The organism is Acinetobacter sp. ANC 4862, assembly GCF_004336635.1.
Classification (GTDB): domain Bacteria; phylum Pseudomonadota; class Gammaproteobacteria; order Pseudomonadales; family Moraxellaceae; genus Acinetobacter.
The window spans coordinates 65,104-84,216 of sequence record NZ_SJXH01000010.1; the positions used below are offsets into that span (position 1 = coordinate 65,104).

General features: G+C 40.7%; 18 protein-coding genes and 1 other RNA gene. 5 read left to right on the forward strand and 14 right to left on the reverse strand.

The window, feature by feature from the left end:
• Positions 1-74 precede the first annotated feature (74 nt).
• Both recA and E0409_RS06680 read left to right on the forward strand, forming a co-directional pair.
• Positions 75-1,118 carry a recombinase RecA gene (recA, locus tag E0409_RS06675; RefSeq protein ID WP_131289047.1) on the forward strand — a complete coding sequence of 348 codons (1,044 nt, stop codon included), beginning with the start codon at positions 75-77 and terminating at the stop codon, positions 1,116-1,118.
• Positions 1,119-1,206: 88 nt separating this feature from the next.
• Positions 1,207-1,809, forward strand: a complete 603-nt coding sequence (locus E0409_RS06680; protein ID WP_131289048.1) for a regulatory protein RecX — start codon at positions 1,207-1,209, stop codon at positions 1,807-1,809.
• Between the two features lie 44 nt (positions 1,810-1,853).
• Here E0409_RS06680 and ffs read toward each other — a convergent pair.
• Positions 1,854-1,950, reverse strand: an RNA gene (gene ffs / locus E0409_RS06685) — signal recognition particle sRNA small type.
• 294 nt (positions 1,951-2,244) lie between these two features.
• On the opposite strand from ffs, the gene E0409_RS06690 reads away from it, so the two are divergent.
• A complete protein-coding gene (locus E0409_RS06690; protein ID WP_131289050.1) occupies positions 2,245-3,090 on the forward strand; it encodes a YbgF trimerization domain-containing protein in 846 nt (281 codons plus the stop codon).
• Positions 3,091-3,144: 54 nt separating this feature from the next.
• Here the strand turns inward: E0409_RS06690 and lpxA are convergent, their stop codons facing one another.
• The 12 genes from lpxA to rimO all read right to left on the reverse strand — a co-directional run bounded on the left by lpxA (position 3,145) and on the right by rimO (position 15,561).
• The gene (gene lpxA / locus E0409_RS06695; RefSeq protein WP_131289052.1) at positions 3,145-3,933 is read right to left on the reverse strand and encodes an acyl-ACP--UDP-N-acetylglucosamine O-acyltransferase; all 789 of its coding nucleotides are present in this window, start codon (positions 3,931-3,933) and stop codon (positions 3,145-3,147) included.
• Entirely contained in the window at positions 3,930-4,415 is a 486-nt protein-coding gene (gene fabZ / locus E0409_RS06700) for a 3-hydroxyacyl-ACP dehydratase FabZ (RefSeq protein WP_131289085.1), read from the reverse strand. Before fabZ ends, lpxA begins: the two co-directional genes overlap by 4 nt.
• Before the next feature lie 6 nt (positions 4,416-4,421).
• Complete coding sequence (lpxD, locus tag E0409_RS06705) at positions 4,422-5,489, reverse strand: UDP-3-O-(3-hydroxymyristoyl)glucosamine N-acyltransferase (protein ID WP_131289054.1); 1,068 nt, start codon at positions 5,487-5,489, stop codon at positions 4,422-4,424.
• A gap of 3 nt (positions 5,490-5,492) precedes the next feature.
• Complete coding sequence (locus tag E0409_RS06710) at positions 5,493-5,990, reverse strand: OmpH/Skp family outer membrane protein (RefSeq protein ID WP_131289056.1); 498 nt, start codon at positions 5,988-5,990, stop codon at positions 5,493-5,495.
• Between the two features lie 77 nt (positions 5,991-6,067).
• The gene (bamA, locus tag E0409_RS06715; RefSeq protein WP_131289058.1) at positions 6,068-8,614 is read right to left on the reverse strand and encodes an outer membrane protein assembly factor BamA; all 2,547 of its coding nucleotides are present in this window, start codon (positions 8,612-8,614) and stop codon (positions 6,068-6,070) included.
• A gap of 41 nt (positions 8,615-8,655) precedes the next feature.
• The gene (gene rseP / locus E0409_RS06720; protein WP_131289060.1) at positions 8,656-10,011 is read right to left on the reverse strand and encodes an RIP metalloprotease RseP; all 1,356 of its coding nucleotides are present in this window, start codon (positions 10,009-10,011) and stop codon (positions 8,656-8,658) included.
• A gap of 3 nt (positions 10,012-10,014) precedes the next feature.
• A complete protein-coding gene (gene ispC, locus E0409_RS06725) occupies positions 10,015-11,211 on the reverse strand; it encodes a 1-deoxy-D-xylulose-5-phosphate reductoisomerase (RefSeq protein WP_131289062.1) in 1,197 nt (398 codons plus the stop codon).
• Positions 11,212-12,036: a phosphatidate cytidylyltransferase gene (locus tag E0409_RS06730; protein ID WP_131289064.1), complete on the reverse strand. Its 825-nt coding sequence runs from the start codon at positions 12,034-12,036 to the stop codon at positions 11,212-11,214.
• A 3-nt stretch (positions 12,037-12,039) separates the two neighbouring features.
• The gene (gene uppS / locus E0409_RS06735; RefSeq protein ID WP_131289066.1) at positions 12,040-12,792 is read right to left on the reverse strand and encodes a polyprenyl diphosphate synthase; all 753 of its coding nucleotides are present in this window, start codon (positions 12,790-12,792) and stop codon (positions 12,040-12,042) included.
• 6 nt (positions 12,793-12,798) lie between these two features.
• Entirely contained in the window at positions 12,799-13,353 is a 555-nt protein-coding gene (gene frr, locus E0409_RS06740) for a ribosome recycling factor (protein ID WP_131289069.1), read from the reverse strand.
• A 77-nt stretch (positions 13,354-13,430) separates the two neighbouring features.
• The gene (gene pyrH / locus E0409_RS06745) at positions 13,431-14,159 is read right to left on the reverse strand and encodes a UMP kinase (protein WP_067724540.1); all 729 of its coding nucleotides are present in this window, start codon (positions 14,157-14,159) and stop codon (positions 13,431-13,433) included.
• Positions 14,160-14,217: 58 nt separating this feature from the next.
• Complete coding sequence (rimO, locus tag E0409_RS06750; RefSeq protein ID WP_131289071.1) at positions 14,218-15,561, reverse strand: 30S ribosomal protein S12 methylthiotransferase RimO; 1,344 nt, start codon at positions 15,559-15,561, stop codon at positions 14,218-14,220.
• 360 nt (positions 15,562-15,921) lie between these two features.
• Between rimO and glnL the strand changes: the two genes are divergently transcribed.
• Both glnL and glnG read left to right on the forward strand, forming a co-directional pair.
• Complete coding sequence (gene glnL, locus E0409_RS06755) at positions 15,922-17,031, forward strand: nitrogen regulation protein NR(II) (protein ID WP_131289073.1); 1,110 nt, start codon at positions 15,922-15,924, stop codon at positions 17,029-17,031.
• Positions 17,018-18,499 carry a nitrogen regulation protein NR(I) gene (glnG, locus tag E0409_RS06760; protein ID WP_131289075.1) on the forward strand — a complete coding sequence of 494 codons (1,482 nt, stop codon included), beginning with the start codon at positions 17,018-17,020 and terminating at the stop codon, positions 18,497-18,499. Before glnL ends, glnG begins: the two co-directional genes overlap by 14 nt.
• A 59-nt stretch (positions 18,500-18,558) precedes the next feature.
• Here glnG and E0409_RS06765 read toward each other — a convergent pair whose 3' ends face one another.
• Positions 18,559-18,885, reverse strand: a complete 327-nt coding sequence (locus tag E0409_RS06765) for a hypothetical protein (protein ID WP_131289077.1) — start codon at positions 18,883-18,885, stop codon at positions 18,559-18,561.
• Positions 18,886-19,113 lie beyond the last annotated feature (228 nt).

Sequence of the window (19,113 nt, forward strand, 5' to 3'; positions counted from 1 at the left end):
TTGAGTGGAACACGTTTTAAAGTAACACATCCACTTAAGTTAATATGTTTGTGACATCGTTTTGAGGTTGTGAGATGGATGATAATAAAAGTAAGGCGCTGAATGCTGCCCTAAGCCAAATTGAAAAACAGTTTGGTAAAAATACAGTAATGCGTCTTGGTGATAACACCGTACTGGCTGTCGAAGCGGTATCTACAGGTTCTTTAACACTGGACATCGCACTCGGTATTGGTGGCTTGCCGAAAGGTCGTATCGTTGAAATCTACGGGCCTGAATCTTCAGGTAAAACCACGATGACTTTGCAAGCCATTGCACAATGTCAAAAAGCGGGTGGTACATGTGCCTTCATCGATGCTGAACATGCGCTTGATCCTCAATATGCACGCAAGTTAGGTGTAGACCTGGACAACCTGTTGGTTTCTCAGCCGGACAATGGTGAACAGGCACTTGAGATTGCAGACATGCTGGTTCGCTCTGGTGCAATTGACATGATCGTTGTCGACTCCGTGGCTGCCCTTACGCCTCGCGCAGAAATTGAAGGCGAAATGGGTGACTCGCACATCGGCTTACAGGCACGTTTGATGAGTCAGGCATTACGTAAAATTACCGGTAATGCAAAACGCTCTAACTGTATGGTGATCTTCATTAACCAGATCCGTATGAAGATTGGTGTAATGTTCGGTAGTCCTGAAACCACAACGGGTGGTAATGCACTTAAATTCTACGCTTCTGTACGTCTGGATATCCGCCGTATTGGTCAAGTGAAAGAAGGCGACGAAATTGTCGGTTCTGAAACACGGGTTAAAGTCGTGAAGAACAAAATGGCACCTCCGTTCAAAGAAGCTTTATTCCAGATTTTGTATGGTAAAGGTGTGAATCAACTGGGTGAGCTGGTTGATCTTGCAGTAGCTCAAGAACTGGTACAAAAAGCAGGTGCCTGGTATTCATATCAAGGTAATAAAATTGGTCAGGGTAAAAATAACGTGATCCGCCATTTAGAGGAAAACCCTCAAATTGCACAGGAGCTTGACCGTCTGATTCGCGAAAAGCTGTTAACCCCTGTGACCAAGCCAATTGAAGAAAAAGACGAAGAAGAACCAGACTTCCTAGATGCTTAATCAGCATGATGTTAAAGTCGAATTTTTCGAGTTAAACTGTAAAACGCCCTACGGGGCGTTTTTTATTTGATGTGATAGATACAACACTATGACTAATCCAAAATTTCCCAAACTGCTTGACTATGAAAGCATGAAACAACAATTTGATGATTCATCGACAGAAGCGACATCTGCCCCACAAGCCCCCATCCTAGAGTCCGAAGCATTACACTTTGAAGATGAGCCACAGCCCAAGCCTAAAGGTCTCACAGGCTCACGTTTGCGCTCGTATGCCTTTGCCGTACTGACACGCAAAGAATACTCAAAAGCTGACCTGATCGAAAAACTGGCACTGTATGCCATGGATCGTGATGAGGTGCTGAAACTGGTGGATGAGTTAGCCAAAGAAAATTATCAAAGTGACCAACGTGTCGCAGAAATTATGCTGTCGAGTCAAAAAAGAAAAGGGAAAGGTCCAAACCGAATTAAGCTGGCTTTAAAATCAAAAAAAATTGATGCCAGTTTAATTCAGGAAGAACTAAAAGAAACCGACTGGAATGAACAGGCTTATCAACTGAAAGTTAAAAAATACGGTACAAATGTAGAAAAAGAGCCAAAACTAAAAGCCAAGCAAATTCGCTTTTTGATGTATCGGGGTTTTGAAATGGATGCGATTATGAAAGCAATTACAAGAAAAGAGGATGATTTTTAAGAGAGGAATAGAATAAGAATTATTATTTTAGAAACTGGTGGCAACCCCACTAGCAAAACTTCGGCACATCATAGATCTGTTACCGTTGCTACCTTCCGGTCCTGGCGGGGTTTACAGAGTACAATTGCGAAGCCACCAGCGGGGCTACCATTGCAAGATTAGAGTATAGAGATTTTTATTTAACTTGCAAGCCTTCAAATCACTTTTCGAGCCACATCGCTTTTATTTGATTATTAAAAAAACAATATTGATTAAAAATAGCATTTTTGTATATTTTTATCTGGACTATCAATTACTTTAAACCTACCACAAGTTTGTAAATGCATATTGCATTTCACGGCATGGACGTTTTTAATGTGGTCAGATCTTTTAAACTGGTACATTCTAAATGTCGCAAATTTTGAATATGCCTAAGAATACGAAATGGATGTTTTTATGATGCTCAAACAGCATGCTTTATGTGTACTCACCTTACTTAGCTCAGCTTCGCTTTATGCCAACATTCCAATTGAATCTCGCGGTTTAAGCCAAACGAGCATTGAACCAAGTGCAAATAATGTCGCTATTGATTCAGGTGCCACAACTGCCAATGTACCGACCAATCTGAATTGGCAAATCATGCAGAAAAATCAACAATTAGAAAATGATGTTCGTGCATTACGTGGCAAAATTGAAGAGCAAGACAATGAAATTGAAAAACTGAAACATGAACTCACCAATCGCTATACCGATTTGGATCAGCGTTTAGAACTCTTGCAACAAAAAGTGGATCCAGAAAGTGCAACTCCAGAGGAGGATAACCAACAGGATACTTCTCCCAGCACCGTAAATACCCCAACTCCAGTAGCAGCAAAGTCAACCACTATCTCACCAGCAGCTGTTAGTACTCAAGCAAATACTCAACCCTCTCCGGCTGATCTGGACAAAGCTGCTTATACTGTGGCTTTAGATGCCTATAAACAAGGTGGTGCAAAAAAAGCCATTGCACCGATGAAAAACTTTATTAAAAATAATCCTAACAGTGTTTATATTAGTAATGCTTATTTCTGGTTGGCAGAATTCAATTTAGCCATTGAACCGACCAATTACACTGAAGCGAAAAAGAATTACAATATTGTAATCAATCAATATCCGAATTCAGCTAAAGCAGCTCGAGCGCTGTACCAGCTTCACAGTATCGCCAAAGATGTAGACCGTAATACAATATTGGCCAATCAACTTAAGACCAAGCTACTCAAAGATTATCCGAAGTCGGAAGAAGCAGGTTATTTAAAGAAATAAAACAATAAAAAAGACACCATAGAAGGTGTCTTTTTTATTGAGCAGCATATTCGATTAACGAACAATACCACGCTTCGATTGTTCCAAAGAGTCAATCAGCAACTGAACTTCAGGAACTTCAGGCAGGATTTCCGCACGAATCTGTTGAATCGCCTGTTCGGTGGTTAAACCTTCCTTGTAGATCAATTTAAATCCTTGACGCAATCCCTGGATCACATTCTTAGACCAACCTTTACGACGCATCCCTTCTACATTCATTGCAAAGGCATGTGCCGGATTGCCTGAAACCATCACATAAGCGGGTACATCTTTCAAAATTAACGAAGCACCGCCAATCATACTAAAAGAATCGATTTTGCAGAATTGATGAATACCTGAGTTTCCACCCACCACCACATAGTCACCAACATGAACATGTCCAGCAACACCGACATTATTGGCAAAAATATTATGATCCCCCACCACACAGTCATGTGCAATATGGGTATTCACCATCAATAAGTTATGGCTACCAATTTTGGTAATGCCCTGATCTTGCGTCGTACCACGGTGTAAACTGCAATGTTCACGAATGGAATTGTGATCGCCAATTTCAAGCCAGGTTTCTTCGCCAGCATATTTTAAATCCTGACATACTTCACCCACACTCGCAAACTGAAATATTTCGTTGTTTTTCCCAATGCGAGTATAGCCACCAATTACTACATGTGAATGTAGCTTGGTGCCTTCACCAATGCTGACCTGCGGCCCAATAATACAATAAGGACCAATTTGTACATCTGAAGCAATTACTGCAGATGAGTCAATAATGGCGGTTGGGTGAATTAAATCGTTATTACTCATGCCTGCTCTATTTTCTGATGCGAAACCGTAATTTCCGCGGTTGTTGCTACAACGCCATCCACTGTGGCGATACAATTATATTTGTAAATGCCACGTTTGTGCATAACCAATTCTGATTTTAATACCAATTGGTCACCAGCAACGACCTGTTTTTTAAAACGGACTTTTTCAACACCCGCAAAAAGAAACAGTGATCCTGGACCAGGTTTTTCATTATTCATGATAAAACCAAGTATACCAGAGACTTGGGCTAATGCCTCAACAATCAAAACGCCTGGCATAATCGGGTAGCCCGGGAAGTGCCCCTGTAAAAACTCTTCGTTGATTGAAACATTCTTATAGCCCACGATGCCATTATCAGTCACATCTACAATGCGATCGACCAATAAGAATGGATAGCGGTGAGGTAAATATTCACGAATTTGTTGAATGTGCATTGGCAATTCAGGTTTCGTAAATGCAGCAGTATTCGACTCGGTCATCATATTCTATTTACGCTTAAAAGTTGATTCAAGGGACTCTATTTGAGCCTGTATATGATCAAGCCGTTTCACTAATTGGGTCAATGGCACATCTGCTAATTGTTTAAAGCGTACAGCAGCACGTTTCCAGTGTAAACTTTCCAACATTGGTGTTCCTGAAGAATAGCTTCCCGCCTCAGAAATACTTTTTGTGACCATTGACATGCCGGTAATTGTCACATTATCTGCAATATTAATGTGACCGACCACACCTACTCCACCCGCAAATATACAGTTTTTGCCAATTGTGGTACTACCCGCAATACCGCATTTTGCTGCAAGCGCTGTATTGGCACCAATCTTGACATTATGGGCAATTTGCACAAGGTTATCAATAATCACGCCATCTTCTAGAATTGTGTCGTCCAATGCACCACGGTCGATACTGCAATTTGATCCAATTCGCACGTCATTGCCAATTTTAACTGACCCTAGTTGTGCAATACGATGCCATTTACCTTGATAAGGTGCGAAGCCAAAACCTTCTCCACCAATCACACTGTTGGCATGAATACGTACTCGATCACCTACTTTCGTTTCACCCGTTAAAGTGACATGTGAATCAATAAAACATTGTTTGCCAATTTCTACATCATCATCGATTTTAACGTGCGATTGAATGACTGTTTCATCACCCACCACACAATTTTCACCGATCACCACATAATGTCCAATATAGGCACTATCAGCTACGATGGCAGAGGAATGAATTCGAGCTGTACTTTCGATACCCTGTTGCGTATGTTTTTTTTCAAAGACATGCGTCAGGATGGCAAAAGCCAGATAAGGATTATCAACCACAATAAAATTATTATGTGTATCTAGCTGTGATTTTAAAGCTGTAGTGACAATCAGTGCACCTGCTTCTGAAGCACGTGCATGATCTAAATATTTTTCAGAATTTACAAATGCAATATGTTTGGCTTGAGCGACATCTAAGCTTGCCAATCCTTGTAACATTAAATCAGATTGACCGACAGACTCGCCTTGTACAAGGCGAGCAAGATCTTCTAAGCGAAATTGTCTAGGATTCATTGATTACTTAATAATATTGACCTTTTGAATCATTTTATCAGTTAAATCATATTTAGGGTCATAGGCAAGCGCTGAATTTTTATTCAAAACAACATCTAAATTATTTTCTTTACGCAATTGTTCCGCAGTTTGCTTCACACGCGCGTCAAAAACATTACGAATTTGTTGAATCGAATCTTGTACGCTGTACTGTACAGATTGCTGTAATTGATTCAATTCTTGAAGCTTGGCTTGATACTGTGCCGAAAGCTTTTGCTTTTCTGCATCTGTAAATTTGGTATTGGATTGTGCCCGTTGCTGTAATGCTTCAAGCTCTTTAGATAACTGCTCAATTTTAGTAGTTTGTGGCTTGATTTTTTGCTGTACAGTTATATTTTGCTGCTTTAAATAGCTACTATTTTCCACAAGACGCTCTAAATCAATCACTCCGTAACCGGCAGCCTGCGTTAAAGAGGTCGTGCTTGCCAAGGCGATACCCATCACCATCATCATTTTTTGCATCATATTCTCTTTAAGTTTGATTGTGTCAATACACCCGATAAATGTATTAACACAACCTAAATTATTCTTACGTCACCTTAGAAAGTACGACCAATTTCAAACTGGATATTTTTAGTATTATCACCCGATTTTTCATTCAATGGGTAAGCATAACTGAGTGAAAGTGGGCCAATCATGGTAATCCAGGTAAAGCCAGCACCTACGCTATAACGCATGTTATTCGCATCAAATCCAAAATTATCTTCACAATATTGTTTAGCACTGATACCCGGATCAGTTGCGGTACCATTTAAATACAAGTTTCCGCTAGGGACTTTACACTGGGTGTCAAATACTTGTGCACCTTCAGCAAAAAGTACTGGTCGAACCTGACGCGTCCAATCCCCTTTAAACGGAAGAGGTAATGCAAGTTCTGCACCAAATTGTACTAGAGCATTACCACCAACTTCTTCAGGATTATAATCTTTAGTTTTGGACTCATTATACGTTACACCCGGATATTTCGGTCCCAATGTACTGTTGTCATAACCACGAACTGAACCAAAACCACCCGCATAGAAGTTTTTATAGAATGGCAAATCATTACCATAACCTAACTTACCATAACCACGAAGCACAAAGTCATAGGGTAATGATAAGAATGCTTGAGCATCATAAGTCAATTTTTGGTATTCAACATCACTGCCTGGTAATGCAATTTCACCATTAACACGATGTGACATACCGCTTGTTGGGAATACCGGACGGTTTAAGGTGTTATACGACCAGCCCAAATTCAAGTTATAGGTTAAGAAATCCCCTTCAAAAGCATTGTCATATGTAACTTCTGATACAGCACAAGTATAAGATATTACAGTTGTTCCATCTGTGTCATATACAGGTACAGTGAGTTGAGAATTACCCGAAGCATCCGCTGGACAACTTGAACCTTTATCCGTTGATTTACCGCCATTAGCAAGTAAATAATCACGAACATAGGTCGATACATAAGAACCTGCCGTTACCTTAGTCTGATCAATATTCAGACCAGCACTAATGCTTTGGTTCTCATCAATTGGATAACCAAAAGTGATACCACCACCAAAACTATCCGTCACATAGTTATTGACGTTATAGTCGTTATCCAGCTTGGTTTTACGGTAGTACATGTTATAACCACGACGTACACCATCAATGGTGAAGTACGGATCTGTCACACTTAAATTATAATAATCTTGCGTTTCTGAACGAGACAAATCGATAGAAACACTATTACCTGTACCCAAGAAGTTAGTTTGACTTAAACCTGCTTGGAAGGTCACACCACCACTTTGCGAGAAACCAACCGCCAAAGTACTAGTTCCAGAATGTTGCTCTTCAACATTGATATTTAAATCAACCTGATCTGGCACATTTGGAATACGAGCAGGTTTAATATCTACCGTTTTAAAGAAGCCGGTACGTTCTAAACGAACTTTAGACAGGTCAATTTTTTCATTACTTGCTAATGCACCTTCCATTTGGCGCATTTCACGACGTAATACTTCATCCGCTGTTTTGGTATTCCCAGTAAAGTTAATACGACGTACGGTCACTTGTTGACCTGGATTAATATAATAATTCAGATTAACCAGTTTAGTTTCTTCATTAATTTCAGGAACCATGTTCACTTCGGCATAGTAATAACCAGCATTACCATATTTACGAAGCAAAAGCTGTTTGACTGCATTTACTTTTTCTTGAGAATAAGTTTCGCCATCTTTGTAAATTTGCAGTGCTTTCAGTTCTTCTGGTTTATAAAGTGCATCCCCCAGGAACTTGGTTTCACCAAATTTGAACTGCTCACCTTCTTCAACAGCGACTTCAACAAAGATATTCTTTTTATCTTCACTCAGGTTCAAACTTGAATTGGTAATATTAAAGTTGATATAACCTTTGTTTAAATACAGAGCACGTAAAGCTTCCAGACTGGCTGCCATTTTTTCACGGGCATAGCGATCGTTACGGGTAACAATCGAACTCCAGTTACTTTCTTTCACTGCAAACGCTTGCTTGATATCGCTTTCATTAAAAACAGTATTACCAATGATATTGATATCTACAACTTTAGCTGCTTTACCTTCCACAAACTCAATAGTTAAATCGACACGGTTGTTTGGTTTAGCGACTGTTTTAACACTTACATCAGCGTCATAACGACCTTGCTGCATATATTGTTGTTCAAGTTCTGTTTCAATGGTTTGCAGGGCAGATTTTTTCAAAACCTCACCTTCTGCAATGCCCATTTTTTTAAGCCCATCTTGAAGTGCTTCTTTAGGAATGAGCTTGTTCCCTTTAAACTCAACCTTGGAAATCAGTGGACGTTCAACCACGCTAAAAATGAGCGTATCCGCTTCTTTTGATGCTTTGATATCATCAAACAAGCCCGTGGCATACAAAGCACGAATTGAATTTGCAATAGTCGTATCATCGACACGATCGCCAGCATTGACAGGCAACATCCCATAGACATTTGTTGGCGTTAAACGAACAAGCCCGTCAATTTTAATATCGCGGACAATGAATTCATCTGCTGCATATACTTGTTGTACTGCTGCCATTGCACTAATGAGCGCCAAAGGCATAAATAAATGTGTGTGCTGCATGCCAGTCTTTTCCGATGTTAATTTATTTCGTATTTACGTTGTTATAAACGCATGAAGTCATTGAATAATGCAAGGAGCATCATGCTGCCGAGCAGTACCATACCAATTTTTAAACCAACCAATTGTATTTGTTCAGAAACAGGTTTACCACGAATCAGCTCAATAAAATAGTAAACTAAATGTCCACCATCCAGCATAGGAATTGGTAATAAATTTAAAATACCCAAACTCACGCTCATTAAAGCCATAAAAGAGATAAAGGTCTGCCAACCCATTTCCGCGCTTTGTCCTGCCACTTTCGCAATGGTAATCGGGCCGGATAAATTATCCAGGCCAATTAAACCACGAAACATTTTGACGATCGAGTTCAAAATCATACCTGAAATTTGACCCGTTTTATCAACCGCCATCACAAATGCTTCAGTCGGACTGTATTGAATCATTTGTTTATAATCTGCAGGTATATTTATTTCCCCTGGAATATTCTGTACGCCAAGCATACCTGAAACATTCCCCATGTTGTCACGTTTGGCTTGTGGCATCACGTGCAAATGCAGCAATTGATTTTGACGTAACACATCTATTTTTAACAATTTTTCTGGTGAAGCCTGAACCACTTGAACCACATCAAACCAGTCATTCATTTTTACGCCATCAATCGCAACAATTTTATCGCCTTCTTTCATCCCTTGACGAATCGCTGCACCATCTTCACTAAGTTTAGTGGCAATGGCAGGAATGTGTGGGCGATATGGCATAAAGCCTAAACTGTCTAATGCAGATTGATTTTGATTTTTTAAGAAATTTTGAATGGGTAATTGAAAGGTTTTAATTTGCCCATCACGTTCTACCTGAATTTCAATTGAACCTGTTTCACCTACACGGTCAACCAAAGCAAAATTCAATTTTTCCCATGTATTGGTTTCAGTACCATCCACTGTTGTAATTTTGTCACCCACTTGCATTTGAACAGTTGCAGCAGGTGTATTCGGTAACACTTTACCAACACGAGTATTCAGTTGTTCTTGGGATGGGATAAATAAAATCCAGAATAAAACCACAGCAAAAGCTAAATTAATCAATGGACCTGCAGCCACAATCGCAATTCGCTTCCATGGATGCTGACGATTAAAGGCTTTTGGTAAATCTTCTTCCGCCACGCTACCTTCGCGCTCGTCCAACATTTTCACATAGCCACCTAAGGGCAATGCAGAAAGTTGATATTGAATGCCAGACTTCTTAGACGTCCATTTAAATAATGTTGGTCCAAAACCAATTGAATAGACTAAAACTTTCACACCGAGTTTACGTGCAACAATATAATGCCCAAACTCATGAATCGCGATGAGCGGTCCAAGCAAAAGAATGGCTGCCACAACAATAAACAAGGCACTCATGATTTAGTTTCCTTTATTGATGACAATTTGCTGTGCTACAGAACGAGCAACTCGGTCAGCTTGTAAAATAAGTTCAATCGATTCCGCCGCACCACTTTCAACCTGATTCAAGGTTTGTTCAACCACTTGAGGAATTTCAGTAAAGCCAATGCTATTTTTCAAGAATGCTTCAACAGCAATCTCATTCGCAGCATTTAAAATTGCGGGTGCCAAACCACCACTTTGCATTGCTTGTCGAGCCAGTTTCAATGCGGGGAAACGAGTGGTATCAGGTTCTTGAAAATCCAGTTGATGATTCACAAATAGATCCAAGGCAGGCACATGGGTTTGAATACGCTCTGGCCATGCTAGCGCATGCGCAATTGGCGTACACATATCAGGATTGCCCATTTGTGCCAAAGTCGAACCATCCACGTATTGAACCATAGAATGAATAATACTCTGTGGATGTACAACCACTGTTACAAACTGTTCTGAAATTGCAAAGAGATGACAGGCTTCAATGAGTTCCAAGCCTTTATTCATTAAAGTCGCAGAATCAACAGAGATTTTTTGCCCCATCGACCAATTTGGATGCTTGCACGCTTGTGCAGGTGTCACATTTTGTAATTGTTCAAGACTATGATTTAAAAATGGCCCACCAGAGGCGGTAAGCAAAATACGCGACACCCCCTGTTTAGGCTGACCGTTACGTTCTGTTTGGAAATAATTCTGAGGTAAGCATTGAAAGATAGCATTATGTTCAGAATCGACTGGAAGCAATTCCGCATGATAATCATGTGCAGCTTGCATCATCAGGTCACCCGACATCACCAGCGCTTCTTTATTCGCCAGCAAGACTCGCTTACCCGCTTTTACCGCAGCCAATGTAGGCAATAGACCTGCCGCACCAACAATGGCTGCCATGACCACATCGACATCTGCATGTTCAGCAACGGCAATCAAGCCGGCTTCATCGGTCAAAATTTCAATATCGTTAAGATTTTGATTTTGAAAATGTTGCTTGAGTTCATCAACCTTATTTGAGGGAACAACTGCAATTTTCGGTCGATACTGTTTGCATATTTCCACAAGTTCCAAAATTCGACTATGCGCCGTGACTGCAAATACAGAATACTTTTCAGAATGCTGCTGCAGAATTTTTAAGGTACTTTGACCAATGGAACCCGTTACACCTAATATACAAACAGATTGTGACATCTATAAATCTACACCAATAAGTTTTAAAACATACATGCCTGCAGCAAAAATTGGAGCAGCAGCAAGCAATGAATCAATACGGTCAAGCACCCCGCCATGCCCTGGCAGAATACGACCCGAGTCTTTAATTCCGGCACGACGTTTGATCATGGACTCGAACAAATCGCCCAATACAGAACTAAATACAGTGACTACAGATAAAATTAAAAACAGAATATGCTGAGCCAAAGTTAAATCTAAATAAACAACTTCGACCACTACCACAATAATCATTGCAGTGAAGATGCCGCCATATAAACCTTCAACCGATTTATTTGGACTCACATCGGGTGCCAGTTTTTTCTTACCCAATTTACGCCCGACAAAATAAGCGCCACTGTCTGCCCCCCATACCAGTAAAAACAGGTACATCAGCCACCATGGCGAGCTATTCCAGACTGAGAAAATTGCGGTCACTGCAGCAGAAATTAAAATAAATCCAATCACATTTAAGCTTGAATTATACCATCCATCATAACTTGGATATGATTTAACCCAAAAGATGCTTAAAATCCAGGAAAAAATGGAAGCTGCCCAAAGTAATAGAGCGATATCATTAAAATATAATGCCAAAGTTGCTAATGCTGCTGTCGCTAATCCATAACCCCAAGCAAAGGGTTTCACCAGATTTTTATTTTTTCCTGGCATAAGTTTAAACCACTCATACCCTGCGACCCCTGCTGCAACAATCATCAGCACAAACATTGGATACTGAGACTGTGTAGCAAACATACAACTAAGTACAACTGCTACCAATACCAATGCGGTTATAATCCGCTCTAACATTTATTAATTCTCAAGTTTCTCTTGTTGGATTTGCTCTGAAGTTTTACCAAAACGACGTTCACGCCCAGCAAAGACTGCTAACGCATCATCGAATTCTTCAACGGTAAATTCAGGCCATAAGGTTTGGGTAAAATACAACTCAGCATAAGCGGCTTGCCAAAGTAAAAAATTCGACAAACGATAATCACCACCCGTGCGGATCAGTAAATCTACCGCGGGTAAATCCGCCATACTGACATGTTGCCCAAACAACTCAACATTTATATCTTCAACTGCGACTTTTTTTGCCAGAACATCCGCTGCAATTTGTTTTGCAGCCTGCGCCATATCCCACATACCACCGTAACTAATCGCGATGGTCAAAGTCATGCTGTCGAACTTAGCAGTCCTTTGTTCGGCTTGCAACATCAACTCACGTAAATGCGCAGATAAACGAGAACGATCACCAATAAAACATAAGGCAATATTGAATTTTTCCATTCGAGGCAGTTGCTCATGGATTGTTTCTTCTAACAATGCCATGAGTAAATCAACCTCAAATTGAGGACGATTCCAGTTTTCACTAGAAAATGCAAAAACGGTTAACGCTTGAATTTGTTTTTTTCTACAGTGCTCAACAATCGGATCCAGGACATTCTTCCCTTCACGGTGTCCAGCACCCTTTTGCATTTGCATTTTTTTTGCAAAACGATTGTTGCCATCCATAATGATGGCAACATGTTTTGGAAGAGGTAAACTGTCTTCTGATACGGTCATTAAATCTTAGACCTTCATCAATTCAGCTTCTTTCGCAGCAAGGCGTTTGTCCACTTCAGCAACAAATTTATCGGTGATTTTCTGGATATCATCAGATGCACGACGATCATCATCTTCAGAAATTTCTTTTTCTTTCAATAATGCTTTGATGTCGCCCAATACATCACGACGGATGTTACGGATCGCAACTTTGGCATTTTCAGCTTCAGTGCGTGCAACTTTCTGCATGTCACGACGTGTTTCTTCAGTTAGTGCAGCCATTGGCACACGAATCGCATCAGCAGTAATCGGATTTAAACCCAAACCTGCTTCACGAATAGCCTTATCAATTGCTGAAACCATTGTACGTTCAAATGGTTGTACCAACAATGTACGTGAATCTTCAAGACCCACGTTTGCCACTTGGTTTAAAGGCACATCAGAGCCATAGTAAGGAACCATCACACCATTCAAGATTGATGGATGCGCGCGGCCAGTACGAACTTTAGCAAAACCATGTTCTAAAGACTCTAAAGTCTTGTTCATGCGGTCTTCGCTGTCTTTTTTAAGATCGTTAATCATATGATCTTCCTTACTTAATTCTAAGAGATATAATTACTAAATAGCGTGTAGTATAAAGAGCTTTCAGGCTCACGTCATTAATTGGTAACGTGAGTCCCTTCTTTTTCACCCATAACCACTGAAAGCAATGAACCCGACTTATTCATATCGAATACTTGTAGTGGCACATTATGATCACGGCACAAGCAGATCGCAGTTAAATCCATGATGCCTAACTTTTCATCTAACACTTGGTCAAATGTAAGTGTTTCATATTTTACCGCATCGTCATATTTGCTTGGATCTTTATTATATACGCCATCCACTTTAGTGGCTTTTAAGATCAAGTTGGCTTCAATTTCAATACCACGCAAGCAAGCAGCTGTGTCAGTAGTAAAGAATGGATTACCTGTACCCGCAACAAATACGCACACTTCGCCTTGAGTCAAATGACGGATGGCATCACGGCTTGAATACGCTTCAACTACTGCACCAATTGGCAAAGCAGACATTAAACGGGTTTTGATGTTACGGCGTACCAAAGCATCACGTAATGCCAAACCGTTCATAACAGTTGCAAGCATGCCCATTTGGTCACCTGTTACACGACCAACCAAACCATCTTTTTGCAATTGGCTACCGCGGTACAGGTTACCACCGCCAACCACGATACCGACTTGAACACCCAAACCCACCAAATGAGCAATCGCTAAAGACATTTGATCAAGCACTTGTGCATCAATCCCCATGTCCTTATTTCCTGCAAGTGCCTCACCAGAAAGCTTAAGCAAAATGCGTGCATAACGGGGTTTTTTTGAATCCAACATCAGGAAATCTCCGAATCTTCCAATATCTAAACTTTTATTCGTATACTTTTATGACAGATCAAGCAGACTTGACTCGAATTAACTTCGCATATAAATCATATTCATCTGCATCGGTAATTTCGACTTCAAGCAAATCGCCGGCTTTAATTTGACTCTTATCAATATCTTCTACAAAGACATTACCATCAATTTCAGGTGCATCTGCATAAGAACGTGCCACAGCCACCGGAAATTCATCTTCCAAATCATCAACCAGTACTGTCATGGTTTGACCAATACGTTTTTGCAGTTTGGCTGCTGAAATTTCTTGCTGTACTTGCATGAAACGTTCATAACGGTCTTGCTTGATTTCTTCAGGCACATGGTCTGGAAGATCATTTGCTGTCGCACCTTCAACAGGTGAATAGGTAAAGCAACCTACGCGATCAAGCTGTGCTTCTTTGAGCCATTCAAGCAAAATCTGGAAATCTTCTTCAGTTTCACCCGGGAAGCCAACCACGAATGTTGAACGAATCACCAATTCAGGGCATTTTTCACGCCAAAGTTTAAGACGTTCAAGCGTATTTTCACTATGGGCTGGTCGCTTCATCAATTTCAAGATGCGCGGACTGGCATGCTGAAAAGGAATGTCTAGATATGGCAGGATTTTACCTTGTGCCATTAAGTCAATCACCGCATCCACATGTGGATATGGATAAACGTAATGTAGACGCACCCAAATACCGAGTTGACCTAAAGCTTCACACATGTCGAAGAATTTGGTTTTAACCGGCTGACCGTTCCAAAAATCCAGCTTGTACTTGGTATCTACACCATAGGCAGATGTATCTTGAGAAATGACCAAGACTTCTTTTACACCGGCTTTTTTCAACGCTTGTGCTTCGCTTAAAACAGAACCCACAGGACGTGAAACCAGATCACCACGCATACTTGGAATAATACAGAATGTACAACGATGGTTGCAGCCTTCCGATATTTTCAAATAGGCATAATGTTTAGGAGTCAAACGAATACCCTGTTCAGGAACAAGGTCAATAAACGGGTTATGCTTTGGTGGTTCAGGTACGTACTCGTGTACGGCCTCCATCACTTCTTGATATGCCGCGGCACCTGTCACTTTAAGGACATTCGGGTGCATTTTACGAATTTTGTCTTCATCTTTACCCAAACAACCGGTCACAATGACACGACCATTTGCGCTCATGGCTTCACCAATTGCATCTAACGATTCTTGTACGGCAGATTCAATAAAACCACACGTATTCACAACAACTAAATCAGCACCATCATAATCCGATGCTACATCATAACCTTCAGTCTTTAACTGAGTTAAAATTCGTTCAGAATCTACCAATGCCTTAGGACAACCTAAAGAAACGAAACCGACTTTGGGGGATTTCATGAATCTGCACTCCACTATAATCCGCGTATTGTATGTCTTTTCCGATCATAAAAATAGGTAGAAAGCCGACTCTTTGCATCACGCACCAAAATATGCCTATATTTTTACCAAATATTTTAAATGCACCATTTTGGTTCACTAATATTTTTATTTCCTTTACTATGCTATGTAAATTCTGTAATCAAACAACAAAAAGCACACTTTTATAGCGTCAGAATTTTTATTTCCACACGTGCTCAAAGTTGGCGTGCATTTTGCTTTATTTCGACAACGTTTAACTCGTTGAATGTCCCATAACAGGGAGAAATGACAAGAAGTGCAGATGCCATTGCGCTATTTTAATACAGGATGCTTTCGCTAATGGATCAACCCGCCGGGATCGACTATCGCCTTTTAGTGGATAACTTAACCACCGCCATTTTACTGGTCGATAGCCAGCTGAATATTTTTTATTTAAATTCTTCTTGTGAAGCTTTGTTTGACATCAGTTTGCTGCGTGCTTCAGGTCAACCCGTCTTAAATTTACTGCATATGCCTGATGATGAGTTTAATACCGAAGAAGCGTTATTGAATACTTTCGTCACAGGACAGCCTTATACCCGTCGTGAAGCCACCATTAGTGTCAACTTTAAAGATATCCATGTGGATTATACTGTTTCACAAATAAACGCTCAAAAGCCGTATCACCCGCTTCTACTGATAGAATTAAATCCGATTGATCGGATGTTGAAAATCTCTAAAGAAGAAAACCTGATTCAACAACACCAGGTTGCACGACAGCTGATTCGTGGTGTGGCGCACGAAATTAAAAATCCTTTAGGCGGCATCCGTGGTGCAACCCAATTGCTGGCACGCAGCTTAAATGATCCTCAATATTCAGAATTCACTGACATTATCATTAGTGAAGTGGATCGTTTACGTAACCTGGCGGACACCATGCTCGGCTCGCGCCAATTGCCAAGCTATGAATTAGTCAATGTACATGAGCCACTCGAACGCGTGCGCTCACTCATTACCAATCAAACTAAAAAGAAAATCAAAATCACCCGTGACTATGATTTGTCTCTACCCGATGTCATGGCAGACCGCGATCAACTGATTCAGGTCATGCTCAACATTAGTGTAAATGCAGTCCAAGCCATGATGGAAAATAAAGAATTCTTTGTAGACCATCAGCCTGAACTTATTTTGCGAACACGGATTCAGCGTCTAGTCACCATTAATGGTGTGTTAAAGCGCTCTGCTGTTCGTATTGATATTGAAGACAATGGCCCGGGTGTACCGGAAGAAATTTTAGAATCGGTGTTTTATCCACTGGTCACAGGACGTGCTAAAGGCACAGGGCTCGGTTTGAGCATTGCACAGAATATTATGCATCAACATAGCGGAATGATTGAATGCCAATCAGTTCCAGGAAAAACAGTCTTTAGCTTATATTTACCTTGGGAGTTTAACCATGTCGCGAAATAAAATATGGGTAATTGATGATGATCGCGCCATGCGCTGGGTACTGGAAAAAACATTCAAAGAAGAAGGTTTTGACGTTACCAGTTTTGAAGAAGCACAATCTGCGCTCGATCAACTTAATATAGATGCGCCTGATGTAATTTTGACAGATATCCGCATGCCGGGAATCGACGGTCTCACTTTCTTGGGTAAAGTGAAAGGTAGCCATCCGGATTTGCCTGTCATTATTATGACCGCTCATTCAGACCTGGAATCTGCGGTATCCAGCTATCAAACCGGTGCTTTTGAATATTTACCAAAACCGTTCGATATTGATGAAGCATTGGCATTGGTGAATCGTGCAATTTTGCATATTGCCAAGTTACAACAACAAGAATCTGCAAAAACAGCACCGCCTATTCAAACGACCGAAATCATTGGTGAATCACCTGCAATGCAGGAAGTTTTCCGTGCAATTGGCCGTTTGTCACAGTCGCATATTACCGTACTGATTAATGGTGAATCTGGTACAGGTAAAGAACTGGTTGCACATGCCCTGCATCGCCATTCGCCACGTAGCAGCAAGCCTTTTATTGCCTTAAATATGGCTGCTATTCCAAAAGACCTGATTGAAACTGAACTTTTCGGTCATGAGAAAGGCGCATTTACCGGAGCCAACTCGCAACGTCAAGGTCGTTTTGAACAGGCCAATGGCGGTACCTTATTTCTAGATGAAATTGGGGACATGCCATTTGAAACCCAAACACGTTTACTGCGTGTCTTGGCAGATGGTGAATTCTATCGTGTCGGTGGTCATATCCCGGTCAAAGTGGATGTGCGTATAGTCGCAGCAACTCACCAAGACTTGGAAAAACTGGTTCATGATGGTCGCTTCCGTGAAGATTTATATCATCGCCTGAACGTGATCCGTATTCACATTCCAAAACTGGCCCATCGTAGTGAAGACATTCCAATGTTGGCGCAGCACTTCTTGGCACGCGCTGGTAAAGAATTAGGGGTGAATCCTAAAATCTTGCGTCCAGAAACCCAAGAGTACATGCAACAATTACCCTGGCAAGGCAACGTCCGTCAGTTAGAAAATACCTGTCGCTGGCTTACAGTCATGATTACTGGACGTGAGGTTTACCCTGAAGATTTACCGTCTGAATTGAAACAAATTCCAATTCAACGTTCGGGTGATGAAGCCCAACCACACAGTAATTTTGATCGTGTTTCACTGCATCACTGGGATGAATTATTGGCTCAATGGGCGATCCAAAAGCTTAAAAACGGTGAAATGAAGATTTTGGACATTGCCACACCCATGTTTGAACGCACTCTGATTACTGCCGCTTTACAACAAACCCGTGGTCGTAAACGCCATGCTGCTGAATTGCTCGGCTGGGGACGTAATACCCTGACTCGCAAGCTCAAAGAACTAGGCATGGACACGGCAGATGATGATGTTGAAGAAGAAGTCATCGAGAACTAAACTTTTTTAGTACTACAAAATATAAAAGCTCCTTCGGGAGCTTTTATATTAGATTCTATTTATGCCGTAAAACCGACATAACGAGAATATCCTGCTATGCCCAAATCAGATTGAAAAATCAAATAATTGGGATAAGTGGATTGCGTGATTTCTGCAAACATATTTACCTGATCATCATTAGCATGCAGATCATCAACCGAACGTGACATGGTTTGCTCAAATTCATCGGTCATATATTCAAAACCGATATCCATGGCAATAAATAAGGTATGTTCACAGGGCTGTACATACTGCTCTTCAGCCCAATTAATGACGTTTTGTTGACAATGGGGACACTGAATGTTGTCCGTTGCTTGAATGGATAATGGAATAAGTTGATAAGCCATATAAAAATAAGTCTGTTTGCTATACGCCCATTTTAGCAAATTATTTAGATGACTTTATTTTTTCCAAGCAAGATTTGCAATAAAAAAGGGAATCTGAAGATCACTGCTGTCCCACAATTTTTCATAAAAGGAGGCTCAATTGAGCTTCCTTTTGTTTTATCGGTATTTTATCGGGCATGAATAAAGCTTTTAAGGTTTTTCTCTCAAACAGATTTACTTGGATCATTC